At 70.6% G+C, this 22,961-nt stretch carries 22 protein-coding genes, 1 pseudogene and 1 riboswitch; of the genes and pseudogenes, 8 read left to right on the top strand and 15 right to left on the bottom strand.

Features of this window, described 5'->3' with window-relative positions; genetic code table 11:
• The 3 genes and pseudogenes from PV341_RS14590 to PV341_RS14600 form a co-directional block, all read right to left on the bottom strand.
• Positions 1–248 (bottom strand): annotated as a pseudogene (locus PV341_RS14590) (hypothetical protein); the annotation flags it as partial.
• A gap of 273 nt (positions 249–521) precedes the next feature.
• The gene (locus PV341_RS14595; protein WP_500329913.1) at positions 522–1,925 is read right to left on the bottom strand and encodes an NYN domain-containing protein; all 1,404 of its coding nucleotides are present in this window, start codon (positions 1,923–1,925) and stop codon (positions 522–524) included.
• Between the two features lie 89 nt (positions 1,926–2,014).
• Positions 2,015–2,266, bottom strand: a complete 252-nt coding sequence (locus PV341_RS14600; RefSeq protein ID WP_499511418.1) for a hypothetical protein — start codon at positions 2,264–2,266, stop codon at positions 2,015–2,017.
• A 114-nt stretch (positions 2,267–2,380) separates the two neighbouring features.
• Here PV341_RS14600 and PV341_RS14605 point away from each other — a divergent pair, with 114 nt between their 5' ends.
• Together PV341_RS14605 and PV341_RS14610 are read left to right on the top strand one after the other, a co-directional pair.
• On the top strand, positions 2,381–3,160 hold the full coding sequence (locus tag PV341_RS14605) for a rhomboid family intramembrane serine protease (protein ID WP_500329914.1): 780 nt from the start codon (positions 2,381–2,383) through the stop codon (positions 3,158–3,160).
• A complete protein-coding gene (locus PV341_RS14610; RefSeq protein WP_018557042.1) occupies positions 3,157–3,438 on the top strand; it encodes an Lrp/AsnC family transcriptional regulator in 282 nt (93 codons plus the stop codon). The genes PV341_RS14605 and PV341_RS14610 overlap by 4 nt, the downstream gene beginning before the upstream one ends.
• A 41-nt stretch (positions 3,439–3,479) precedes the next feature.
• Here PV341_RS14610 and PV341_RS14615 read toward each other — a convergent pair whose 3' ends face one another.
• The 6 genes from PV341_RS14615 to ctaE form a co-directional block, all read right to left on the bottom strand.
• A complete protein-coding gene (locus PV341_RS14615) occupies positions 3,480–4,874 on the bottom strand; it encodes an aminotransferase class V-fold PLP-dependent enzyme (protein WP_500329916.1) in 1,395 nt (464 codons plus the stop codon).
• 151 nt (positions 4,875–5,025) lie between these two features.
• A riboswitch (SAM riboswitch) is annotated at positions 5,026–5,142 on the bottom strand.
• Positions 5,143–5,269: 127 nt separating this feature from the next.
• Positions 5,270–6,334 carry an anthranilate phosphoribosyltransferase gene (gene trpD, locus PV341_RS14620; protein ID WP_500329918.1) on the bottom strand — a complete coding sequence of 355 codons (1,065 nt, stop codon included), beginning with the start codon at positions 6,332–6,334 and terminating at the stop codon, positions 5,270–5,272.
• Between the two features lie 128 nt (positions 6,335–6,462).
• A complete protein-coding gene (gene qcrB / locus PV341_RS14625; protein WP_499511422.1) occupies positions 6,463–8,100 on the bottom strand; it encodes a cytochrome bc1 complex cytochrome b subunit in 1,638 nt (545 codons plus the stop codon).
• Positions 8,097–9,137: a cytochrome bc1 complex Rieske iron-sulfur subunit gene (gene qcrA / locus PV341_RS14630; protein WP_500329920.1), complete on the bottom strand. Its 1,041-nt coding sequence runs from the start codon at positions 9,135–9,137 to the stop codon at positions 8,097–8,099. The genes qcrB and qcrA overlap by 4 nt, the downstream gene beginning before the upstream one ends.
• 8 nt (positions 9,138–9,145) lie before the next feature.
• On the bottom strand, positions 9,146–9,955 hold the full coding sequence (qcrC, locus tag PV341_RS14635; protein WP_500329921.1) for a cytochrome bc1 complex diheme cytochrome c subunit: 810 nt from the start codon (positions 9,953–9,955) through the stop codon (positions 9,146–9,148).
• Between the two features lie 81 nt (positions 9,956–10,036).
• The gene (gene ctaE / locus PV341_RS14640; RefSeq protein ID WP_500329923.1) at positions 10,037–10,657 is read right to left on the bottom strand and encodes an aa3-type cytochrome oxidase subunit III; all 621 of its coding nucleotides are present in this window, start codon (positions 10,655–10,657) and stop codon (positions 10,037–10,039) included.
• A 169-nt stretch (positions 10,658–10,826) separates the two neighbouring features.
• On the opposite strand from ctaE, the gene PV341_RS14645 reads away from it, so the two are divergent.
• Positions 10,827–11,228 (top strand): hypothetical protein, encoded by a 402-nt coding sequence (locus PV341_RS14645; protein WP_499511425.1) that lies wholly within the window; start codon positions 10,827–10,829, stop codon positions 11,226–11,228.
• A 2-nt stretch (positions 11,229–11,230) separates the two neighbouring features.
• Here the strand turns inward: PV341_RS14645 and PV341_RS14650 are convergent, their stop codons facing one another.
• The 4 genes from PV341_RS14650 to ctaC all read right to left on the bottom strand — a co-directional run bounded on the left by PV341_RS14650 (position 11,231) and on the right by ctaC (position 15,716).
• Entirely contained in the window at positions 11,231–12,496 is a 1,266-nt protein-coding gene (locus tag PV341_RS14650; RefSeq protein ID WP_500329925.1) for a L,D-transpeptidase, read from the bottom strand.
• Between the two features lie 120 nt (positions 12,497–12,616).
• Positions 12,617–13,015: a cytochrome c oxidase subunit 4 gene (locus tag PV341_RS14655; RefSeq protein WP_499511427.1), complete on the bottom strand. Its 399-nt coding sequence runs from the start codon at positions 13,013–13,015 to the stop codon at positions 12,617–12,619.
• A complete protein-coding gene (gene ctaD / locus PV341_RS14660) occupies positions 13,012–14,754 on the bottom strand; it encodes an aa3-type cytochrome oxidase subunit I (protein ID WP_499511428.1) in 1,743 nt (580 codons plus the stop codon). The genes PV341_RS14655 and ctaD overlap by 4 nt, the downstream gene beginning before the upstream one ends.
• Positions 14,751–15,716: a cytochrome c oxidase subunit II gene (ctaC, locus tag PV341_RS14665; protein ID WP_499511429.1), complete on the bottom strand. Its 966-nt coding sequence runs from the start codon at positions 15,714–15,716 to the stop codon at positions 14,751–14,753. Before ctaC ends, ctaD begins: the two co-directional genes overlap by 4 nt.
• A gap of 269 nt (positions 15,717–15,985) precedes the next feature.
• Here ctaC and PV341_RS14670 point away from each other — a divergent pair, with 269 nt between their 5' ends.
• Positions 15,986–17,398 carry a cysteine desulfurase/sulfurtransferase TusA family protein gene (locus PV341_RS14670; protein ID WP_500358003.1) on the top strand — a complete coding sequence of 471 codons (1,413 nt, stop codon included), beginning with the start codon at positions 15,986–15,988 and terminating at the stop codon, positions 17,396–17,398.
• Between the two features lie 46 nt (positions 17,399–17,444).
• Here the strand turns inward: PV341_RS14670 and PV341_RS14675 are convergent, their stop codons facing one another.
• Positions 17,445–18,419 carry a carbohydrate kinase family protein gene (locus PV341_RS14675; protein ID WP_499511431.1) on the bottom strand — a complete coding sequence of 325 codons (975 nt, stop codon included), beginning with the start codon at positions 18,417–18,419 and terminating at the stop codon, positions 17,445–17,447.
• Positions 18,420–18,556: 137 nt separating this feature from the next.
• On the opposite strand from PV341_RS14675, the gene PV341_RS14680 reads away from it, so the two are divergent.
• A complete protein-coding gene (locus PV341_RS14680) occupies positions 18,557–18,760 on the top strand; it encodes a hypothetical protein (protein WP_499511432.1) in 204 nt (67 codons plus the stop codon).
• A gap of 91 nt (positions 18,761–18,851) precedes the next feature.
• Positions 18,852–20,204, top strand: coding sequence for a hypothetical protein (locus tag PV341_RS14685; protein ID WP_500358005.1), 1,353 nt, complete (start codon positions 18,852–18,854; stop codon positions 20,202–20,204).
• A gap of 77 nt (positions 20,205–20,281) precedes the next feature.
• Here PV341_RS14685 and PV341_RS14690 read toward each other — a convergent pair whose 3' ends face one another.
• Entirely contained in the window at positions 20,282–20,635 is a 354-nt protein-coding gene (locus tag PV341_RS14690) for a HesB/IscA family protein (RefSeq protein ID WP_499511434.1), read from the bottom strand.
• Positions 20,636–20,877: 242 nt separating this feature from the next.
• Here PV341_RS14690 and nadA point away from each other — a divergent pair, with 242 nt between their 5' ends.
• Together nadA and PV341_RS14700 are read left to right on the top strand one after the other, a co-directional pair.
• Positions 20,878–22,053 carry a quinolinate synthase NadA gene (gene nadA, locus PV341_RS14695; protein ID WP_500329931.1) on the top strand — a complete coding sequence of 392 codons (1,176 nt, stop codon included), beginning with the start codon at positions 20,878–20,880 and terminating at the stop codon, positions 22,051–22,053.
• Positions 22,054–22,068: 15 nt separating this feature from the next.
• Positions 22,069–22,953 carry a GNAT family N-acetyltransferase gene (locus tag PV341_RS14700; RefSeq protein ID WP_500329932.1) on the top strand — a complete coding sequence of 295 codons (885 nt, stop codon included), beginning with the start codon at positions 22,069–22,071 and terminating at the stop codon, positions 22,951–22,953.
• The last annotated feature ends 8 nt before the right edge of the window (positions 22,954–22,961 follow it).

Genomic DNA, 22,961 nt, shown 5'->3' on the forward strand with positions numbered 1-22,961 from the left:
TTCTCCTTGGCGCCGTTGAACTTCTCGGTCGCCTGCTCGGCCTGCTCGTAGAGACCGTCGACCTTGGCCTTGACGCTCTTGACGGACGGCTTGGCCGGCGCCGCCTGGGCTGCCTGCGCGGACAGGGCGACGGCTGCGGCGGCGGTCGCGGTGAGCACGGTGACACGTGTGCGACTGGCCTGCTTGGGACGACGGTGGGACGCCACTCGGGCGAGCTCCTTCTTCCTCCAGCCGCCTGCCGCATGCATCGGGAACTGCGTTCCCCGGCTCCAAGTGTCGGCGTCCCCCGTCGTACGCGCGGCACTTCAGATCGGCGGGACCTCCGCCGCCATCCGGGCTGGATGATCGACTGGGCAGAGGTTCGAGGCACGACCCTAGTGACCATCTTGTGATCGGATCAAATCCCTGAAGAAAAAAAGTCGCTCGGCAGCGTTTTCTTTACATACATCGCACGTGCAGTGATGACGAGTTGACACTGCGTCCCCGAAAAGCGCCTCACGCGCCCCACGGTGTGCTCCAGGTCACACCCGGGCAAGTCGCTTCAGCAGCAAGGTGGATGCGACCGGGCGGGCGCCTACACGGGCCACACCGTCAGCAACTTCGCGATCGGAAGAAACCACCACAATCGGACGACCGGGAGGTTCCGCCCGAACCAGACGCCGGATCAACTCGTCCGCCGTCTCACCGGCCTTGCTGAACAGCACCCGCACCCCGCGCGGCGGTGCCAGCAGCACCGGGGCGTCCAGGTCGGCGCCGTCGAAGACGCAGGTGACCTCGGAACCGCTCTGCGCCGCCAGCACGGCCAGGCCGCCCAGCAGCCGCAGCCGCTGCTTCTCCAACGGCAGCGCCGGATAACCGGTCTTGGTCACGTTGTAGCCGTCGACCACCAGATGGGACTGCGGCAGCGCCAGCAGCTGGTCCAGCAGCGCCGGGTCGTCCTCGGACAGGGCGCGCCGCGCGATGTCCTTGGGGCTGATCGCCCCCGGCATGACCGCGTCGACGGTGTCCGCGGGCCGGGCGCCCAGGGTGTCGCGCGGCGGCAGCGCGAGCTCCCGGCGCAGTCCCGAGGCGGCGTCGAGCACGGTATCCAGCAGCAGGCGCAGCCGCATGTCCTCGGTGCTGCGGCCCTCCCGGGCCGCCCGGCGGGATGCCTCCACGGCCTGCTCGGCCTCGGCGAGCCGGGCCCGCAGCCGACGGGCCTCGCCGTCGGCCGAGGCCTTCTCCGCGGCCGCGGCCGCGCGGGTCTCGTCCAGTTCGGCCTCGACCTTGCGCAGCGCCGCCTCGGCCCGCTTCACATCGCTCGCCGCACTGCGCAGCTTGCGCTGCAGCGACTCGGCCTCCTTGCGGGCCGCCTCCAGCTCGGTGCGGACCCGCACGCCCTCGGTACGCGCCTGGGCGCGGGCCTCGTCCAGTTCCGCCTTCAGCTGCCGCAGCTCACGCTGCGTTTCCTCGCCGGCCCGTTCGGCGCTGACCCGCTGCGCCTCCTCGCCCGCGGCGGCCACCAGCTTGGCCCAGCCCGCGGGACGCAGCAGGTACGCGGCGGCCGCCACGTCCAGCGGGTCGACCGCGGGGGGCGGGGTGCCGGCGTCCAGCGCCTCGCACAGGTCCGGCTCGGACTCGCGTAGCCGTGCGCCCACCCGCTGCCGGAAGGACGGGTCGCCCTCCAGGGCCGTGGCGAGCGCGGTGGCGGCGAACTTGGCGCGACGGCTCGGGGTGAACCGGGCGTACGGGCGCAGCACCGCGGGAAGCTCGCCCGGGGTCAGCCCGCCGAAGGCCTCCGCCGCCAGGGCGACCACGCGGTGCCGTACGCCCTCGGGTAGCGGCCGGTCCAGCGACTCGCCGTGGACGGACTCCTCCGGCGCAGCCGTAGCCTCGGGCGCGGCCGCTTCGTCGCCGCGGCCCGGGTTACCGCCGGTCCCGTCCACCCGTCACTCCCGTCCAGTCCGTGGGCGCCTCCCCGGCCTCCTTCAACCTCTCTGGCCGCGCCGCATTCTTCTATTGTCCCCGGCGGCGCTCAGGCCTGCGTCGCCGCCGCCGCGCCGGGGCGGTCGACCAGCTCGACCTGGTCCACGGCGTTGCACCAGCGGCAGCGCACCGACTCCACGGACTCGCTGAGCACCTCGCGCTCCTCGACCGTGGGCTCGCCCGCCAGGTCCAGGTGGACGTACTCGACGACCTTGCTGGAACGGGTGACGTCGAACCGGGTCAGGTTGCCGCACAGGGAGCAACGCCAGCGGGTCGTGGCGGTCGGCAGGGGCACCGGCATCGGTCGTCTCCTCGGTCGCGCGGATGCGTTCCGGTCACCCTACGGCCTCGGTGGTCCCCCGCGCTGCGGCGAGGCGCCCCGCGACCGTTACGCCCGTTCCGCCATGATCGGTCCATGGTCATCCCGGTGTACGACAAGAACCCCGTCCACCGCACACCCGTGGTGACGTACGCCCTGATCGGGCTGTGCGCGTCGCTCTTCCTCATCAGCCCGTCCTCCGGGCTCAACTACATGTACGGCATGGGCCACGATCAGGTGTGCGCCCAGGCGACGTACTTCGCCCGCTGGGGTGTCATCCCCGCCGAGCTCTGGCACGGCCGGATCCCCCTGGCGCAGGTGCCGATGCCGGCGGACTGCCCGCCGCTGGGGTCCTTCGCCACCTCGCCGTTCGTGTCGGTGCTCACCGCACTGTTCGTCCACGGCAGTTGGGTCCACCTGCTCGGCAACATGCTGTTCCTCTGGGTCTTCGGCGACAACGTCGAGAACCGCATGGGCCGCTTCCGGTTCCTGCTCTTCTACGTCGTCTCGGGCTACCTGGCGACGTACGGCTATGCGCTCGGGCACGCCTCCTCGACCCAGACCCTGGTCGGGGCGTCCGGCGCGATCTCGGGGGTGCTCGGCGCGTACCTCTACCTCTACCCCAAGGCCCGGGTAACCAGTGTCTTCCCCTTCCTCTTCTTCCTGCCGCTGCGCTTCCCGGCCTGGATGGTGCTGATCTTCTGGTTCGTGCTGCAGTGGCTCGCCGGCGAGATCCAGCAGACCGGTCCCGGGGTGGCCTACCTCGCCCACATCACCGGCTTCGTCTTCGGCTTCCTGTGCGCGTGGGTGTGCTATCGCGCAACGCCTAAGCTTGAGCCCGCAGCCAGGGCGACCCAAGGAGACCTACAGCCGTGATCACCGCGATCGTGCTCATCAAGACCAGCGTCGACCGTATCCCCGAGATCGCGGAGTCCATCGCCGCGCTCGACAGCGTCAGCGAGGTCTACTCCGTCACGGGCACGTACGACCTGGTCGCCATGGTGCGGGTGGCCCGGCACGACGAGCTCGCGGACGTCATCCCCGGCCGGATCAGCAAGATCCCCGGTGTCGAGGCCACGGACACGCACGTGGCCTTCCGCACCTACTCCCAGCACGACCTCGAGACGGCCTTCGCCATCGGCCTGGACGCGTAACCGGTCCGCCCGGCGCGGCGCTGCGGGGCGGACCGGGACGCTCAGGCCTGGTCCCGGTCCGGGACGCAGCGGCCGTCCTCGGTGCGGTAGCGCCACTTGGCACCGTCCGCCACGAGCTCCCGCACCGCGGCGACGAAGCGCTCCACGTGCTCGTCCGGGGTGCCCGCGCCGAACGAGACGCGGATGGCGTTGAGCGTGGGGGCACCCCCGGCCGAAGGCCGGGCGGGCTCGCCGGGGGCGGCGTCGGGGGCCCCGCACTCACCCGGCTCCTGGTCAACGCCGCCGAGCAGGGTGCGCACCAGGGGGTGCGCGCAGAAGAGGCCGTCGCGGACGCCGATGCCGTACTCGGCGGAGAGCGCCGCCGCGAAGTGGGAGCTGTTCCAGCCCTCGACGACGAAGGAGATGACGCCGACCCGGGGGGCGTCGTCGCCGAACAGCGACAGCACCTTCACCTCGGGCACCTCGGCCAGTCCGGCCCGCACCCGCGCCACCAGCGCCTGCTCGCGCTCGACCAGCCGGTCGAACCCGGCCTCCGTCAGCACGCGGCAGGCCGAGGCGATCGCGTAGGCGCCGATGACGTTGGGCGAGCCGGCCTCGTGCCGGGCGGCCGTGGTGTGCCAGTCGACGTCCACGCCGCCGTCCGCTCGCCGGGCCACCCGCCGCGAGGCGCCGCCCCCGGCCAGGTAGGGCTCGGCCGCGCACAGCCAGTCGGCGCGGCCGGCGAGCACACCGGAGCCGAACGGCGCGTACAGCTTGTGCCCGGAGAAGGCCACCCAGTCCACGTCGAGTTCGGCGATGTCCACCGGGTGGTGCGGGGCCAGCTGCGCCGCGTCCAGCACGATCCGGGCCCCGTGCGCGTGGGCCGCCGCGGCCAGCTCCCGCACCGGCCACAGCTCGCCGGTCACGTTGGACGCCCCGGTCACGCAGACCAGCGCCGGTCCGTACGACTCCCGGGCGGCCAGTGCCCGCTCCAGTGTCGCCACGGCCTCCCCCGGGGTGCGGGGGGCGCCCAGGTAGGTCACGTCGGCGTTCCGCCACGGCAGCAGGGACGCGTGGTGCTCGGTCTCGAAGACGAAGACGCTCGTGCCGGCCGGTACGGCGGCGGCCAGCAGGTTCAGCGAGTCGGTGGTCGAACGGGTGAAGACCACCTGGTCGTCGGGGCGGCAGCCGAGGAACTCCGCGACCGTGGCGCGGCTCTGCTCGAACAGGTCCGTCGACAGCTGCGAGAGGTAGCCGGCCCCCCGGTGGACACTGCCGTAGTACGGCGCGTAGGCCGCCACGTCGTCCCAGACCCGCTGCAGGGCGGGCGCGCTGGCCGCGTAGTCGAGGGCGGCGTAGCCGACCTCGCCCCCGGTCACGAGCGGCACGAGGACGTCGCGCCCGAGCACGGGCAGCGCGGCGTGGACGGACGAGGGCAGGGCAGGGCGCAGCGACATGGCGAACTCTCCTGGGAGCATGCGGGAGTGACGGGACGTCAGTGATGACGGAACAGCCCTCGGCACGACGGGCGAAGGCCCGGGGAGGGGGGAGGACGGCTGGGGGCCCGAAAGGCCCTAGCGCATTCGCTTGCTCATGGAGGAACTCCTCTGACCGCGCTTGCCGCAGACCTCGCTGCCTGCGGCCTGGTCATCACCCGGGGCACCCCGCCACGGAAGGAGGGTTGCCGGACAGCGGGCCGGGGCCGTGTCGCTGTCACTCGTGACCTGCGCAGCATCATGCCACACGCGCGGGGCGCCGCAAGCCGCGGTCCGCATCCCGGACGGTCCGCCCGCGGGCGGACAGCACGGAGGGCCGGGGCAACGGCCCCGGCCCTCCGCGGTCGTTCCCGCGACTACGCCTGCGTGGCCGCCGCCCACCGCTCCAGCGTCCGCGCGGCCGCACCCGAGTCGACCGACTCGGCCGCCCGGGCGATCCCGGCCGCGATCCGGTCGGTCAGCGAGCCGCCCGCGCCCTCCAGCGCCACCAGCGCGGCCGCCGAGTTGAGCAGCACCGCGTCACGCACCGGGCCCGTCTCGCCGGCCAGCAGTCGCCGGGCGACGTCGGCGTTGTACGCCGCGTCCGCGCCCCGCAGCGCCTCGATCGGCACCAGTTCGATGCCGACGTCGCGCGGGTCGAAGGACTCCTGCTCGACCTTCCCGTCCCGCACCACCCACACCTGGGAGGTGGACGTGACGGTGAGCTCGTCCAGCCCGTCGTCGCCCCGGAACACCAGCGCGGAGGAGCCGCGGCGGGCCAGCACGCCGGCGATCAGCCCGGCCATCCGGGTGTCGAAGCACCCCACGGCGGAGGCGCCCACGCGTGCCGGGTTGGTCAGCGGGCCGAGGATGTTGAACGAGGTGGGGATGCCCAGGTCGCGGCGGGCCGGGGCGGCGAACCGCATCGCGGGGTGGAACTTCGCCGCGAAGCAGAAGGTGATCCCGGTGTCCTCGGCGACCTTCGCCACCCGGTCGGCGGGCAGGTCGAGGTTGATGCCGAGCTTCTCCAGGACGTCGGAGGCGCCGCTGGCGCTGCTGGCGGCGCGGTTGCCGTGCTTGACGACCTTGGCCCCCGTGCCGGCGATGACGATGGCGGACATCGTCGAGATGTTCACCGTCCTGGCCCGGTCGCCGCCGGTGCCGACGATGTCCACGGCGGGGCCGGGGATGTGCAGCGGCTCCGCGTGCGCGTACATCGACTCGACGAGGCCGGTGACCTCCTCGACGGTCTCCCCCTTGGCCCGCAGCGCCACCATGAAGCCGGCGACCTGGGCGTCCGAGGCCTCACCGCTCATGATCCGGTCCATCGCCCACGCCGCCTCCGCGGCGGTCAGGTCCTTGCCGTTCAGCAGTGCACCCAGGACGTCGGGCCAGGAGCCGCCCGCCATTGATGCGCCTCCGGCGGGGTTCACAACGCTCATGGTCCACACTCCATGGGGTCTGACGTGCGACGGGAATCCTTCGGCTCCAGCCTATCGGCGCCGGGGAACGGGAAAGGGCCCCGTCCATCGGATGGACGGGACCCTGCCCGGTGGCACAGCTTCAGTGATCAGTGGTGACCGTGGCCGCTCGTGATCTCCTCGTACTCCTCGACCGTGGGCTTGTCGATCTGCGTCCCCTCGCCGTAGTAGCCGCGGGACAGCTTCGCGCGCAGCTTCGCCGTGGGGCCGACCTTCTTCTCCACGCCGTTCTCGTCGACCTCGGGGCCGACCTCGAGCGGCTTGGGCTGCTCGTGCTGGGTGAGCTTGAACAGCGAGCCCTGCTCCAGCGGCTCGTGGATCTCGATGAACTCACCGTGCGGGAGCCGCTTGATGATGCCGGTCTCGCGACCGTGCAGCACCTTGTCGCGGTCGCGTCGCTGCAGACCCAGGCAGATCCGCTTGGTGACGACGAAGACCAGCACCGGCAGCACGAAGAACGAGATCCGGACCACCCAGGTGATCGCGTTGATCGACAGATGGAAGCGGGTGGCGAAGAGGTCGTTGCCACCGCCGACGAGCAGGATCAGGTAGAGGCTGATCCAGGCGGCGCCGATGCCCGTGCGGACGGGCCGGTTGCGCGGCCGGTCGAGCAGGTGGTGCTCGCGCTTGTCACCGGTGACCCAGGATTCCAGGAACGGGTAGACGCCCATGAAGCCCAGGACCAGCGGGAAGATCACCAGCGGGATGAACACGCCCAGGACGAGCGTGTGGCCCGCGAAGTTGATCTCCCAGCCCGGCATGATGCGGATCAGGCCCTCGGAGAAGCCCATGTACCAGTCGGGCTGGGCGTCGGTCGACACCTGGTCCGGACGGTAGGGGCCGTACGCCCACACCGGGTTCACGGAGACCAGCGCGGACATGGCCGCGATGACACCGAAGACGATGAAGAAGAAGCCGCCCGCCTTGGCCGTGTAGACCGGGAAGAACGGCATGCCCACGACGTTCTTCTCCGACTTGCCGGGGCCGGCCCACTGCGTGTGCTTGTGGTAGACGATCAGGATCAGGTGGGCCACCAGCAGGCCCGCCATGATGCCGGGGATCAGCAGCACGTGGATCGTGTAGAACCGCGGCACGATGTCGGTGCCGGGGAACTCACCGCCGAAGAGGAAGAACGAGAGGTACGTGCCGACGATCGGCACGGACAGCACGGCGCCTTCCATGAAGCGGATACCGGTGCCCGACAGCAGGTCGTCCGGCAGCGAGTAGCCCATGAAGCCGTCGAACATGCCGAGGAACAGCAGCAGGAAGCCGAAGACCCAGTTGACCTCGCGCGGCTTGCGGAACGCACCGGTGAAGAAGATGCGCATCATGTGCACGAGCATCGCGGCCACGAAGACGATGGCCGCCCAGTGGTGGATCTGGCGGACGAGCAGACCGCCGCGCACGTCGAAGCTGATGTGCAGGGTCGACGCGTACGCATCGGACATCGTGATGCCCTGCAGCGGCGCGTAGGAGCCGTCGTAGACGACCTCGTTCATCGCCGGGTGGAAGAACAGCGTCAGGTAGACACCGGTCAGGATGATGATGATGAAGCTGTAGAGGGCGATCTCGCCCAGCATGAAGGACCAGTGGTCCGGGAAGATCTTCCGCAGGTTGGCCTTGCCCAGGCTGTAGATGCCCAGCCGGCCGTCGGCCCAGTCGGCGACACGTTCGCCGGCGGGCGCCTTTCCGCGCTGCTTCGCGCTCGCGCTCGTGTTGGTGCTCATCCACGCTCCCAAAACGCAGGGCCCACGGGCTCTTCGAAGTCGCCCAGTGCCTCGAGGTAACCCTCACCGTTCACGCTGATGTGCAGCTGCGGCAGGGCGTGACCGGCGGGACCGAAGATCACCCGGGCACCGTCGGAAAGGTCGAACGTCGACTGGTGGCACGGGCAGAGCACGTGGTGCGTCTGCTGCTCGTAGAGGCTGATCGGGCAGCCGACGTGGGTGCAGATCTTGGAGAACGCCAGGATGCCCTGGTGCGCCCACTCGCGGGACTTCTTGTCCTTGATGTCGTCCGGCTGGATGCGGACGATCATCAGGGCCGCCTTGGCGAGCTGCTCCTGGTAGTCGTGCTGCTCCTCCTCCAGGCCCTCGGGCACGGCGAAGGTGAGCGAGCCGACGGCGACGTCCTCGGGACGCAGCGGCTTGTTGGTGTTCTGGTTGATCAGCAGCCTGCCCTTGGACCACAGCGTGTGGCGGAGCTTGTCCTCCGGCAGCGGGCCGAGGTCGCGCAGCAGGAACACACCGGAGAGCGGCACCAGGGTCAGCGCGCCGAGCATGGTGTTGCGGATCAGCTTGCGGCGGCCGATCTGGCTCTCCCCGGCCCCGGTGGCGAAGTCGGCCTTGACCTTGGCGCTGACCTCGGGGCTCGCCTCGATCGGGTGGCGGTCGTCGGCGACCTCGACGTCCGACATCAGCGTGCGGGCCCAGTGGACCGCGCCGGCGCCGATGGCGAAGAGCGAGACGCCGAGGGTCATGCCCAGCGCGAAGTTCAGCGCGCTGATGTGACCCAGCGGCCAGATGTAGACGATCTTGTCGATCGGGATGACCACGAAGCTGGCGATGAAGGCCAGCGTGGCGAGCATCGACACGGTGAACAGGAAGGCCACCGTGCGCTCGGAGGACCTCGCGGCCTTCTCGTCGATGTCCTGGCGGCGCGGCAGGTGGGCCGGGAAGCCCGGGTCCGCGAACGGGTTCTCCGCGGTCGCGAGCTGGCCGCCGCCCTGGTGTGCCGGCCTGTCCGGCAGGTTCTCTTGTGACATGTCCTGACTCATGACTTCTTCGCCTTGGTGGTGTGGGCCGCGAGCCAAATGGCGCAGGCGATCAGGGCCCCGAGGCCGAAGATCCAGCCGAAGAGACCCTCGGTGACCGGGCCGAGGCTGCCCAGCGACATGCCGCCGGGGCTCGGCGCGCCCTCGCCGTTGACGGCGTCGAGGTAAGCGATGATCTCCCGCTTGTTCTCCTCCGGCATCGTCGTGTCGGGGAAGGACGGCATGTTCTGCGGGCCGGTCAGCATGGCCTCGTACAGGTGCTTGTCGCTCACGCCTTCCAGCGTGGGCGCGTACTTGCCGTGCGTCAGCGCTCCGCCCTTGCCCTGGTAGTTGTGGCACTGGGCGCAGTTGGTGCGGAAGAGCTCCCCGCCGCGCGCGGCGTTGGCGCCGGCCGGGTCGTACTGCTCCTCGGTGGGCGTGACCGGACCGGGGCCCAGCGAGGCGATGTACGCCGCGAGCTGGTCGATCTGCTTCTGGTCGTAGATGACCTTCTTGCGCGGCACCTGGGCGCCGGGCTGCTGGGCCGGCATGCGACCGGTGCCGACCTGGAAGTCCACGGCCGCGGAGCCGACGCCGACGAGGCTGGGGCCGTCACTGCCGCCCTGCCCCGACGTACCGTGGCAGCTGGAGCAGCCGACGGCGAACAGCTTCTTGCCCTCTTCGATGGCGAGGGACTGAGAGCTGTCGTCGGCCTGCGCCTTGGGCGCCGGCGCGAGCGCGGCGTACAGCCCCCCGATGGCCGTGAGCGCGACAAGTAGGACGACGAGCGCCGCCAGCGGGTGGCGCCGTCGTGCGGAGAGCTTTTTCACGGATTACCCCGGTGTCAGGATCTCTTGCGTCGATGGTTCTGGATGTCGTTGACCGTGTGCGCAACTCGCGCGGGGCCCCGACTACTTGATCAGGTAGATCGTGGCGAAGAGGCCGATCCAGACGACATCGACGAAGTGCCAGTAGTAGGACACGACGATGGCCGCGGTGGCCTGCTCGTGGGTGAACCGCCGTGCCGCGTAGGTCCGTCCGAGGACCAGCAGGAAGGCGATGAGACCACCCGTCACGTGCAGACCGTGGAATCCGGTGGTCAGGTAGAACACCGAACCGTACGGGTCGGAGGAGAGCGAGAGGCCGTCCTCCTTGACCAGGTTGGTGTACTCGAAGATCTGACCGCCGACGAAGATCGCGCCCATGATGAACGTCACGATGAACCACGCGCGCAGCTTCTTCACATCGCCGCGCTCGGCGGCGAAGACACCCATCTGGCAGGTGAAGGAGGAGAGCACGAGGATCGTGGTGTTCGTCGCCGAGAACGGGATGTCCAGGACGTCGGCGTGCGCCTTCCAGTACTCGGCACCCGTCACCGAGCGAAGGGTGAAGTACATCGCGAAGAGGGCCGCGAAGAACATCAGCTCGGAACTCAGCCAGATGATGGTTCCGACGCTGGTGAGGTTCGGCCGGTTGACCGACGGGTGCGCGTGCCCGGTTTCTACTGCTGTTGCTGTCGCCACGACCGACATTATGTCGGTCGCTTATCTCGCGCTCACTCCGGGGGGTGCCATTCGGTGTGTCAAGGCCCTTGAGGTAGGGAAAGGCGTCGCCCGAAGGAGCTAACCCTCCTCGAAGCACCCTGCCCGGGAGTAAGGTTCGGCCACAGGCAGGCGACTCCACGAGGGCGAGGAGGCACGGATGCAGACGACCGCGACGGTGCTGGTCTACAGCGACGACAGGAACACCCGGGAACAGGTCCGTCTGGCCGTCGGCCGCCGCCTGGCGAGCGACCTGCCGCCGGTGGAGTACATGGAGTGCGCGACCCTCCCGGCGGTCCTCAGCGCGCTGGAGAACGGCGGCATCGACGCGTGCGTGTTCGACGGCGAGGCCGTCCCGGCCGGCGGCATGGGAGTGTGCCGCCAGGTGAAGGACGAGATCTTCCGCTGCCCGCCGGTGCTGGTGCTCATCGGGCGCCCCCAGGACGCCTGGCTGGCCAGCTGGAGCCGGGCCGACGCGGCGGTGAGCCACCCGGTCGACCCGGTCGCGCTGAACGAGGCCCTGGCGGGGCTGCTGAGGCAGCGGCTGGCCGTCGACGCGTAGCGTCACATCTCGGGCTGAAGACGGGCCTCAGGGGCGTCGGTACGGTCGGCGACGGCCGGGTCGGCGCCCTTGCGCGTTCCCGTCGCACTGCCCTTGCGCCACTCGCTCCAGGACAGGTTCCAGTCGCCGAAGCCGTTGCTGAAGGCGGGCATGTCCTCACCCAGGCTGTGGACGACCGAGACCAGGTCGCCGCGCCGCACGTTGTCGAAGAACCAGTGGGCGTTCTCGGTGCTCATGCCGACGCAGCCGTGGCTGACGTTGGCGATCCCCTGAGAGCCCACCGACCAGGGCGCCGCGTGCACGTACTCACCGCTCCAGGTCACACGGGTGGCCCACTGGACGGGCAGGTCGTAGGAGTCGGAACTGCCCGAGGCGATCCCCACGGTCTCGCTGCGCATCCTTACGTTGGCCTCCTGACCCAGCACCACCTTGATGCCGTTGCGGGTGGAGAACCCCGGCTTGCCGGTGGTCACCGGGATGGTGCGGACGAGCTTGCCGTTGCGCTTGAAGGTCATGGAGTGCGTCGCGGCGTCGGTGACGGCCTCGACGCGGTCGCCGGTGCGCAGCGTCAGCGGCTTGACGTCGCCCCCGTAGAGCGAGCCCTTGATGTGCACGTTGTCCAGGGTGCTGCGCACGTCGATGCGGGCGTGCGCGGGCCAGTAGGTACGGGGGCGGTAGTGCAGGGTCTTGTCGTCGACCCAGTACCAGGCGCCCTCGTCGGCCGCCGGGGAGGCGTTGACGTGCAGGTTGCGCTCGACGACGCTCCGGCCGAGGGTGTCCTTCACGGCCGCGCTCAGCTCGGCGGTGATGGGCTGTCCGACGCCGTAGGTGCCGCTCTCCGGGCCGAAGGTGACCTTCAGATGGCGCTTGGTGCCCGAGGTGTCCACGGCGAGCGTCTTGCGTCCCTGGTGGCCCTTCGCGTCCTCGGTGGTCACCTTGACGACGTAGTGCGCCGCGGAGGAGAGCTTCGAGGTGCTGCGCCAGCTCTTGCCGTCCGCGGACAGGCGGCCGCTCACGTAGCGTCCCGAACCGTCGGTGGCCGTCACATCGGTGATGCGGTTGCCCTCACCCTTGACGGTGATTTCCAGCGGCTTCTTGGGGTCGGCCTTCTTCGACCCGGTGGTTCCCCCGGTCCACACGACCTGGCCGGCGGCGTCGTAGGGGGCGGTGGCGAGGGGATCGCCGCCGCCCGAACAGGAGGCCAGCGGCGCGGAGAGTGTCACTGCAGCGATCGCGGTCGCCATGCGGCGCGGAGAAAAGTGACCCATGGTCACCACGCTAGGCAGAGATGATCTCCGGCGCTCGCCGAGCGCGTACGAACGGGCGATGGCCCGGACCCCCCGTTCGGGGTCCGGGCCATCGCCGTGCGGTGCGTGGGCGCCGGGCGCTCACTGGGTGCGGTTCTCACCCCGGTAGTACTCGAAGACCCAGCCCCACAGGCCGACGAGGATGAAGGGCGCGCCGAAGTAGATGAGCCACCAGCCGAAGATGATGCCCAGGAAGGCGGTGGCTCCACCGAAGGCCAGCAGCAGCGGCTGCCAGCTGTGCGGGCTGAAGAAGCCCAGCTCGCCGGAGTCGTCCGCGACGTCCGCGTCCTCACGGTCCTGGGCGCCGGTGTCGGCGCGCCGGGCGGTGAAGGCCAGGTAGAAACCGACCATCACGGCGAGGCCGAAGGAGAGGAAGAGCGCCGTGGTGCCGACCGGCTCCTTGGACCACAGGCCGTAGACGACGGCCATGCCCAGGAAGAAGACGGACAGCCACAGGAACAGCTTGCCCTGGAACTTCACTTGCCGCTCTCCTTCTCATCGCCGCCGGAGACGGCCGGGGCCGCGCCGACGTTCTCCAGCTGGTCCAGAGCGGCCATCTCCGGGTGGTGGAGGTCGAAGGCCGGGGATTCGGACCGGATGCGGGGCAGCGTGAGGAAGTTGTGCCGCGGCGGCGGGCAGGAGGTCGCCCACTCCAGCGAGCGGCCGTAGCCCCACGGGTCGTCCACCTCGACCGGCTTGCCGTACTTCGCCGTCTTCCACACGTTGTAGATGAACGGCAGGACCGACAGGCCCAGCAGGAAGGAGCTGATCGTCGAGATGGTGTTCAGCGTGGTGAAGCCGTCGGCGGCCAGGTAGTCCGCGTAGCGGCGGGGCATGCCCTCGGCACCCAGCCAGTGCTGGACGAGGAAGGTGCCGTGGAAGCCGATGAACAGCGTCCAGAAGGTGATCTTGCCCAGGCGCTCGTCGAGCATCTTGCCGGTGAACTTCGGCCACCAGAAGTGGAAGCCCGAGAACATCGCGAAGACGACCGTGCCGAAGACGACGTAGTGGAAGTGCGCCACCACGAAGTACGAGTCGGAGACGTGGAAGTCCAGCGGCGGCGAGGCCAGGATGACACCGGTCAGACCACCGAAGGTGAAGGTGATCAGGAAGCCGATGGCCCAGAGCATGGGTGTCTCGAAGCTCAGTGAGCCCTTCCACATGGTGCCGATCCAGTTGAAGAACTTCACACCGGTCGGTACCGCGATCAGGAAGGTCATGAAGGAGAAGAACGGCAGCAGCACACCACCGGTGACGTACATGTGGTGGGCCCACACCGTCGCCGAGAGGCCGGCGATCGAGATCGTCGCCGCGATGAGGCTGACGTAGCCGAACATCGGCTTCCGGGAGAAGACCGGGATGACCTCACTGATGATGCCGAAGAACGGCAGCGCGATGATGTACACCTCTGGGTGCCCGAAGAACCAGAAGAGGTGCTGCCATAGCAAGGCGCCGCCGTTGGCGGCGTCGAACACGTGCGCACCGAACTTCCGGTCGGCCTCCAGGGCCAGCAGCGCGGCGGCCAGCACCGGGAAGGCGAAGAGCACCAGCACACCGGTGAGCAGCACGTTCCAGACGAAGATCGGCATCCGGAACATCGTCATGCCGGGGGCGCGCATGCAGATGATCGTGGTGATGAAGTTGACCGAGCCGAGGATCGTACCGAAGCCGGAGAACGCCAGACCCATGATCCACAGGTCGCTGCCGATGCCCGGCGAGCGGACCGCGTCGGTCAGCGGGGAGTAGGCGAACCAGCCGAAGTCGGCGGCGCCGTTCGGGGTGAGGAAGCCGGCGACCGCGATCAGCGAGCCGAACAGGTAGAGCCAGTAGGCGAACATGTTCAGCCGCGGGAACGCGACGTCGGGGGCGCCGATCTGCAGCGGCATGATCCAGTTCGCGAAGCCGGCGAAGAGCGGGGTCGCGAACATCAGCAGCATCACGGTGCCGTGCATCGTGAAGAGCTGGTTGAACTGCTCGTTGGACACCACCTGGGTGCCCGGGCGGGCGAGTTCGGCGCGCATGACGAGCGCCATCACGCCACCGATGAGGAAGAAGAAGAACGACGTCGCCAGGTAGAGCGTGCCGATCGTCTTGTGGTCGGTGGTGGTCAGCCACTTGACGATGACGTTGCCCGGCTGCTTCGTGCGGACCGGCATCTCGTCCGCGTACGCGTCGTCGTGCGCGGCGGCCGCACCGTGGGGTTCGTTGAGAATGCTCACTGGGTCTTGGTCTCCGCGTTCTTGGCGTTGCCGGTGGTGGCAATGCCTGCCGGGACGTAACCGGTCTGGCCCTTCTTCGCCAGGTCCTGGAGGTGCTGCTTGTAGGCCTCCGGGGAGACGACCTTGACGTTGAAGAGCATCCGGGAGTGGTCCACACCGCACAGCTCGGCGCACTTGCCCACGAAGGTGCCCTCCTTGTTGGGGGTCACCTGGAAGACGTTGGTGTGTCCGGGGATGACGTCCATCTTCATCAGGAAGGGAACCACCCAGAAGGAGTGGATGACGTCACGCGAGGTGAGGACGAACCGGACCGACTCGCCCTTGGGGAGCCACAGGGTCGGGCCCGGGTTGCCGGTGTCCTGGTCCTTGGAGGCCGGCGTGCCGAAGTCGTAGACGCCGTCGGCACCCGCGGGCGCGTCCAGCTTCTTCGCCGAGATCGTGGAGAGCTCCGCGGGCACCGTGCCGGCCGCCGGGGTCGACGGGTTGCCGTCCACGTCCTCGACGTAGTTGAAGGCCCAGCTCCACTGGAAACCGACCACGTTGACGACGTGGTCGGGCCGCGCGGAGGTCTCCAGGAGCTTGGACTCGTCCCGGGCGGTGAAGTAGAAGAGCACCGAGATGATGACCAGCGGGACGGTGGTGAAGAGCGCCTCGATCGGCATGTTGTAGCGGATCTGGGGCGGGATCTCCACCTTGGTGCGGCTGCGCCGGTGGAAGATGATGCTCCAGAGGATCAAGCCCCACACGAGCACGCCGACCGCCAGCGCGGCAGCCCAGGAACCCTGCCAGAGCGACAGGATCCGCGGTGCCTGTTCCGTGACGGGGCTGGGCATGCCGAGGCGGGGGAAGTCCTCGTATGTGCAACCGGTGGCGGTCGCAAGGACCAGGCCCGCGGCCAGCGCCTGCGGCAGAATCCGCCGCATCGGGCGCCGCGACGAGCGGTCGGAGCCGTAGGGACTCACGTAGCGCCTTCCCGAGAGTCTCGCCCACGCGTCCGGATGCCCGGCCTGTGCTGGTCGGTCGCCCTGGCGCGGGCAGTGGTGTGGATGTTTATGCGGACCAAACCCTACTGGACTCGATTTTGGGGCGCGCGGGGAGGGGTGCCAACGCGCCGGGGCTGCCCCCGAAGGGGTGTCGGGCACCGCTGCGCACCTGCGGAGGGCCCCGTTTCGGGGGCTTTTGACTGGTCCCCAGACGCTCCGCGGGGACGCCGGGGCGTAGCGTGCAGGACGTGCCCTACTTCGACGCCGCGTCCGCCGCACCACTGCATCCCGTCGCCCGGCAGGCACTCCTCGCCGCGCTCGACGAAGGGTGGGCCGATCCCTCCCGGCTCTACCGCGAGGGGCGCCGCGCACGGCTGCTCCTCGACGCCGCCCGCGAGGCCGCCGCCGACGCCGTCGGGTGCCGTCCGGACGAACTCGTTTTCACTCCTTCGGGTACTCGTGCGGTGCACGCGGGGGTGGCCGGGGCGCTCGCCGGCCGACGCCGGATCGGCCGGCACGTGGTCGTCTCGGCCGTCGAGCACTCCTCCGTGCTGCACGCGGTGGAGGACGCCGACGTCACGCAGGTGGGCACGGACCGCACGGGTCTGGTCGACCCCGACGCCTTCGGCGCCGCGCTGCGCGAGGACACCGCGCTGGCCTGCCTGCAGTCCGCCAACCACGAGGTCGGCACGGTGCAGCCGGTCGACCGGGCCGCCGAGCTGTGCCGGGCGGCGGGGGTGCCGCTGCTCGTGGACGCCGCCCAGTCACTGGGCTGGGGCGCGGTGGCGGGTGGCTGGTCGCTGCTGACCGCGAGCGCCCACAAGTGGGGCGGACCGTCCGGCGTCGGCCTGCTGGCGGTCCGCAAGGGCACCCGCTTCGCCGCCCAGCACCCCTCGGACGAACGGGAGTCGGGGCGGGCACCCGGCTTCGAGAACCTGCCCGCGATCGTCGCCGCGGCGGCCTCCCTGCGGGCGGTGCGCGCCGCGGCGGACGCGGAGGCGGCACGGCTTTCCGCCCTGGTCGACCGCATCCGTACGGCGGTGCCCGAACTCCTCCCGGACGTGGAGGTCGTGGGCCACCCCGGGGTGCGGCTGCCGAACGTGGTGACCTTCTCCTGCCTCTACGTGGACGGCGAGGCGCTGCTGCACGAACTGGACCGGGAGGGCTTCTCCGTCTCCTCCGGGTCGTCGTGCACCTCCAGCACGCTGACGCCCAGCCACGTGCTGAAGGCGATGGGCGTGCTGTCCGAGGGGAACGTCCGGGTCTCGCTGCCGGCGGGTACGGAGGCGGGCGACGTGGACCGCTTCCTCGAGGTGCTGCCGGGCGTGGTGCGGACGGTACGGGAGCGGCTCGGCGCTCCGGCGCCGGCGTCCGGGCCCGCGGCGCGGGCGGCGCGGACGGCGGGTGGAGCGGGGGCTGCGGAGGAGGAGGGCGAGCCCGACCTCGTCGTGGACTCCCTCGGCAAGCGGTGCCCGATCCCGGTCATCGAGCTGGCGAAGGTCATCGGGGACGTGCCGGTCGGCGGCGTCGTGTCGGTGCTCTCCGACGACGAGGCCGCCCGGCTCGACATCCCCGCGTGGTGCGACATGCGCGAGCAGGAGTACCTCGGCGCGCACGCCGCGCCCCGCGGCGTCGCGTACTGGGTGCGCCGGGTCTCCTGACGGGCCCGGGGGTTGCGGGCGACCGCCCGCAACCCCGCGGTGAGCCTCAGTGCAGGTGGGTGCGGACCTCTTCGGCGGCCTCGTCGCCGTAGGCCTTGGTGAAGCGGTCCATGAAGTGGGCCCGCCGCAGCTGGTACTCCTGCGTGCCGAGGGTCTCGATCACCAGCGTCGCCAGCATGCAGCCCACCTGTGCCGCGCGCTCCGCCTCGACGCCCCAGGCGAGGCCGGAGAGGAAGCCGGCGCGGAAGGCGTCGCCGACGCCGGTGGGGTCGACCTTGGCGTCCTCCTCCGGGCAGCCCACGACGATCGGCTCCTCGCCAGCCCGCTCGATGCGGACGCCGCGCGAGCCCAGCGTGGTGACGCGGGTGCCGACCCGGCCGAGGATCTCCTCGTCCGTCCAGCCGGTCTTGGACTCGATGAGGCCCTTCTCGTACTCGTTGGAGAAGAGGTAGGCCGCGCCGTCCAGCAGTATCCGGATCTCGTCGCCGTTCATGCGGGCGATCTGCTGCGAGAAGTCCGCCGCCCACGGGATGTCGCGGGAGCGGCACTCCTCGGTGTGGCGGAGCATCGCCTCGGGGTCGTCGGCGCCGATGAGCACCAGGTCGAGGCCGCCGACGCGGGCGGCGACCGAGTGCAGCTCGATGAGGCGGGCCTCGCTCATGGCACCGGTGTAGAAGGAGCCGATCTGGTTGTGGTCGGCGTCGGTGGTGCAGACGAAGCGCGCCGTGTGCAGCACCTCGGAGATGCGGACGGAGGCGGTGTCGACGCCGTGCCGGTCGAGCCAGGCGCGGTACTCGTCGAAGTCGGAGCCGGCGGCGCCGACGAGGACGGGCCGGACACCCAGCTGGCCCATGCCGAAGCAGATGTTCGCACCGACGCCACCGCGGCGTACGTCGAGCGTGTCGACCAGGAAGGAGAGGGAGACCGTGTGCAGCTGGTCGGCGACGAGCTGGTCGGCGAATCGGCCGGGGAAGGTCATCAGGTGGTCGGTGGCGATGGAGCCGGTGACTGCGATACGCACGGCTGGAACGCTCCTGCGGAGGCGGGCTGCGGACGGGACCTGTCCACGCTACCGGCTGGGCCGGTGGACGCCGACATGGTGAAACTACCCGATAGTAGGGCTTTCTCCCGTGACGCCACGTGCCTAGGGTCGTATGCATGACCACTCCTCTTCCCCCCGCGCCCCTCGGCGACCCCGAGTCGCTCGCCGAGCTGATCGGCGACTGCCGCAAGATGGCCGCGCACTGGGAGGTCCCCGCGGAGGACGAGTCCGCGCGGGTCAGCCCGGCGAGCCTGCACGGGATCACGGTGCCGGCCGCGTCGTCGCACGTCGTCGAGGGCATGGCCGAGTACGCCGACTGATCGGAACCGCGAAGCGCTCCGGCCCGTCCAAGTGGCGTCCCCCGGTTGAAGGACGGGACGTCAGCAGCTGTGCGGGGCCGAAGGAGCCATCGTGGAGAGCGAGCCGACGCGAACGCGCCGCCGGCACAGGCCGCCGTGGGTGATGTCGACGGTGGCCGTGGCCGTACTGGCCGCCGGGGGCGGTGGTGCCTACTGGGCCTCGTCGAGTGCCGAGGGCGGTGTACCGCGCGCCTCGGGCGGCAGCGGGAGCGACGCCGCGGAGCCGCTCGAACTGGACTCCGCCACCGGCGGCACGGGTGCCGAGCTCACCGTCCGGGGCGATCTGCCCGACGGCCCCTCCTCCGCCGCCGTGCAGCGGCCGGGCAGCGTGTCGCGTGCCGCCGTGGAGCGGCTCGCGCAGGCCTTGGGCGTGCCGGGCACGGTGAAGTCCGACCACGGCGTGTGGAAGGCCGGTGGTACGCCGGACGGGGGCGGTCCGGTGCTCCGGGTGAACAAGGACGCGCCGGGCACTTGGGCGTACTCGTACTACGGCGGCAAGCCCCGCAAGGGCCGCGCCCCGGCGCAGGACGACCTCGCGGTGCCGGCGGCGGAGGCGCTGCGCAGGGCCGCGCCGGTCTTCGCGGCGCTGGGACTGAAGGGCGCACGTACGGACGCCGCCGAGGTCTCGGGGGTCCTGCGCACGGTCACCGCGGACCCGCGGGTGGCGGGGCTGCCCACGCACGGCTGGCGGTCGGCGGTGCAGGTCGCCTCGGACGGGCTGCTGGTCACCGGGCACGGCATGATGGCACCGCTGACCAGGGGTGACACCTACCCGGTGGTGTCGGCGAAGGAGGCGCTGAAGCTGCTGGAGCGCCCCGGGACGGGCGGTGACCTGGGGATCGGCGACTGCCCCACCGTGGTGCCGAAGCCCTCCCGCGCCCCCGGCGACGACCCGACGCTGCCGCAGGTGCTCCCCTGCGTACCGACGGCGCACCGGCCGATGGAGGTGCGGAAGGCCGAGTTCGGCCTGTCGGCCCAGTTCGTGGCCGGGCGGCAGACGCTCGTGCCGTCCTGGCTCTTCGAGGTGGCGCAGGAGGGCGTGACGCGCACCTCGGTGCTGGCCCAGCCGGCGGTGGACCCGGCGTACGTGCGGGGCGGCACGGCCTCCCCCGCGCCCTCGGGGACGGCGGCACCGGCCGCCGGGGCGGCGAAGGTCGAGTCGTACCGCGCCGAGGGGACGCAGCTGACCCTGCGCTTCTGGGGCGGGGTGTGCAGCGACTACACGGTCTCGGCCGACGGCTCGGGCACGGTGGTGAAGGTCAAGGTCACTGCGGTGGAGAAGGAGCCGGGGAAGGCCTGCATCATGATCGCCGAGCGGTTCTCCCGCACGGTCCGGCTCGACACGCCGCTGGGCGACCGCAAGGTCGTCGACCTCTCCGACGGCAGCACGGTGCCGCGGAAGTAACCGGGGCGCCGGGAAGGCGCGTCAGGACATGCCGAAAACGGCGGGCACCCCGGGTGTCCGCCGCTTTCGCGCGGGGCTCAGTGGAACGAGTCGCCGCAGGCGCAGGAGCCGGTGGCGTTCGGGTTGTCGATCGTGAAGCCCTGCTTCTCGATCGTGTCGACGAAGTCGATGGAGGCGCCGCCGAGGTACGGGGCGCTCATGCGGTCGGTGACCACCTTCACTCCGCCGAAGTCCTTCACGACGTCGCCGTCGAGCGCGCGCTCATCGAAGAACAGCTGGTAGCGCAGGCCGGAGCAACCGCCCGGCTGGACGGCGACGCGCAGCGCGAGGTCGTCGCGGCCCTCCTGCTCGAGCAGGCTCTTGACCTTGGAGGCCGCCGCGTCGGACAGGATGATGCCCTCGCTCTGGCTGGTCTCGTCCTGAACCGTCATCTGATCCACTCCCGGGTTGTACGGATGCTGCCACAACGGTGAACCGGTGGCTTCCCGGATTCATTCCTCCGGGTCCCATGCGTCTTGGCGCCATCCATGCTCGCACACCGGGCCTTGTTCGGGTAATGCGTCACATTGACGCGAGGGCCATCGTCATTCTGACGCGAACGGGTTATGATAGATAGCGTCAAATAGACGAAAAGGTTTGAGCCGTAGTTCCGCAGAGAAAGGGCTTCGGGCCCGTGACCACCACATCCGAACCGCTGGACGTCCAGCCGACCCCGCTCGCCCTGCTCCTCCTGGGCCGCGAGTCCGACCCGCGCAGCGAGCGCGGCGTCGACTGTCCCGGCGACCTGCCCCTCCCCTCGGACCCGGATCTGGTGGAGCGCGCCCGCGCCGCCAAGGCGAAGCTCGGCGAGAAGGTCTTCGTCCTGGGCCACCACTACCAGCGCGACGAGGTCATCCAGTTCGCCGACGTCACCGGCGACTCCTTCAAGCTGGCCCGTGACGCCGCCGCCCGGCCGGAGGCGGAGTACATCGTCTTCTGCGGTGTGCACTTCATGGCCGAGTCCGCGGACATCCTGACCTCCGACGCCCAGCAGGTGATCCTCCCCGACCTGGCGGCCGGCTGCTCCATGGCCGACATGGCCACCGCAGAGCAGGTCGCCGAGTGCTGGGACGTGCTCACCGAGGCCGGCGTCGCCGACGTCACCGTGCCCGTCTCGTACATGAACTCCTCCGCCGACATCAAGTCCTTCACCGGCCGTCACGGCGGCACGATCTGCACCTCCAGCAACGCCAAGCGCGCCCTGGAGTGGGCGTTCCAGCAGGGCGAGAAGGTGCTCTTCCTCCCCGACCAGCACCTCGGCCGCAACACCGCGGTCCGGGAGATGGGCCTCTCGCTGGAGGACTGCGTCCTCTACAACCCGCACAAGCCGAACGGCGGGGTCACCGCGGAGCAGCTGCGCGACGCCAAGATGATCCTGTGGCGCGGGCACTGCTCGGTGCACGGCCGCTTCTCGCTGGACTCGGTGGAGGACGTGCGCGCCCGCATCCCCGGCGTCAACGTCCTGGTGCACCCCGAGTGCAAGCACGAGGTCGTCACCGCGGCCGACCAGGTCGGCTCGACCGAGTACATCATCAAGGCCCTGGAGGCGGCGCCGGCCGGTTCGTCCTGGGCGATCGGCACCGAGCTCAACCTGGTCCGCCGACTGGCCAAGGCGCACCCGGACAAGCAGATCGTCTTCCTCGACAAGACCGTCTGCTTCTGCTCGACCATGAACCGGATCGACCTGCCGCACCTGGTGTGGGCGCTGGAGTCGCTGGCCGACGGCAAGGTCGTCAACCGCATCCAAGTCGACCGGGAGACCGAACACTTCGCGAAGCTGGCGCTGGAGCGGATGCTCGCCCTGCCCTAGGGGCAGGATGGGCGCATGATCCTGCGCCCGTTGCACGACACCGACGAGGACGCCGACGCCGTAGCGGTCGTGGCCGCCGCCGCGTTCGGCGCCTCCGACGCCCTGCCCGGTGGCGGCCCGCCCGAGGAGATGCCTCCCGAGCGGGCCGCCCTGCTGCGACGGCGCAACCGGTACGTCGCGCGCACCGACCCCGGTGGCTGCTGGCTGGCCGTGGACGAGACCTCCGGCATGCCGCTCGGGGTCGCCATGTCGACGCGCCGCGAGGGGACGTGGGGGCTGTCGCTCTTCGCCGTGCTGCCCTCCGCGCAGCGGCAGGGGGTCGGGCGCGAACTGCTCGCCGCGGCGATGGCGTACGGGCGCGGCTGCCTGCGCGGCATCATCTGCAGCTCCCGCGACCCGCGGGCGGCGGCGACCTACCGCCGGGCGGGTTTCGCGCTGCACCCGGCGATGCGCCTGGAAGGCGCCGTCCGCAAGGGCGACCTGCCCGCGCCGGACGGGGCGGTGCACGAGGGCTCGGCGAAGCACCGCGACCTGATGGACTCCGTGGACCGGCGCACCCGTGGCGGCGCGCACGGCCCCGACCACGACCAACTGCTCACCGAGTGCCCCCTGTTGGTCGTGGACGACCTCGCCGGGAGCGGCTACTGCTACGTCGACCGGGACGGGAACGTACGGCTGCTGGCCGCCACCTCCCGTCGCCTGGCGTCCCGGCTGCTCACCGCCGCGCTGCTGAGCCTGCCCGAGGGCACGACGGCGCAGGTCCCCAACCTGACGGCCGAACAGCAGTGGGCGGTGGACGTGGGCCTGACGGCCGGGCTGGAGCTGAGCACGTCCGGCTGGGTCTGCCTGCGCGGGATGCGTCCGCCGGAGCCGTACATCCCGTCCGGGTTCTTCCTGTAGACGGGGCA

The organism is Streptomyces sp. PA03-1a (genome assembly GCF_033792805.1).
Classification (GTDB): Bacteria; Actinomycetota; Actinomycetes; order Streptomycetales; family Streptomycetaceae; genus Actinacidiphila.

Coding starts and splice junctions, on each gene's coding strand:
- PV341_RS14600 (WP_499511418.1), bottom strand. CDS start 2,266: ATGCCGGTGCCCCTGCCGACCGCCACGACCCGCTGGCGTTGCTCCCTG.
- PV341_RS14605 (WP_500329914.1), top strand. CDS start 2,381: ATGGTCATCCCGGTGTACGACAAGAACCCCGTCCACCGCACACCCGTG.
- PV341_RS14615 (WP_500329916.1), bottom strand. CDS start 4,874: ATGTCGCTGCGCCCTGCCCTGCCCTCGTCCGTCCACGCCGCGCTGCCC.
- trpD (WP_500329918.1), bottom strand. CDS start 6,334: ATGAGCGTTGTGAACCCCGCCGGAGGCGCATCAATGGCGGGCGGCTCC.
- qcrB (WP_499511422.1), bottom strand. CDS start 8,100: ATGAGCACCAACACGAGCGCGAGCGCGAAGCAGCGCGGAAAGGCGCCC.
- qcrA (WP_500329920.1), bottom strand. CDS start 9,137: ATGTCACAAGAGAACCTGCCGGACAGGCCGGCACACCAGGGCGGCGGC.
- ctaE (WP_500329923.1), bottom strand. CDS start 10,657: ATGTCGGTCGTGGCGACAGCAACAGCAGTAGAAACCGGGCACGCGCAC.
- PV341_RS14645 (WP_499511425.1), top strand. CDS start 10,827: ATGCAGACGACCGCGACGGTGCTGGTCTACAGCGACGACAGGAACACC.
- PV341_RS14650 (WP_500329925.1), bottom strand. CDS start 12,496: ATGGGTCACTTTTCTCCGCGCCGCATGGCGACCGCGATCGCTGCAGTG.
- PV341_RS14680 (WP_499511432.1), top strand. CDS start 18,557: ATGACCACTCCTCTTCCCCCCGCGCCCCTCGGCGACCCCGAGTCGCTC.
- PV341_RS14690 (WP_499511434.1), bottom strand. CDS start 20,635: ATGACGGTTCAGGACGAGACCAGCCAGAGCGAGGGCATCATCCTGTCC.
- PV341_RS14700 (WP_500329932.1), top strand. CDS start 22,069: ATGATCCTGCGCCCGTTGCACGACACCGACGAGGACGCCGACGCCGTA.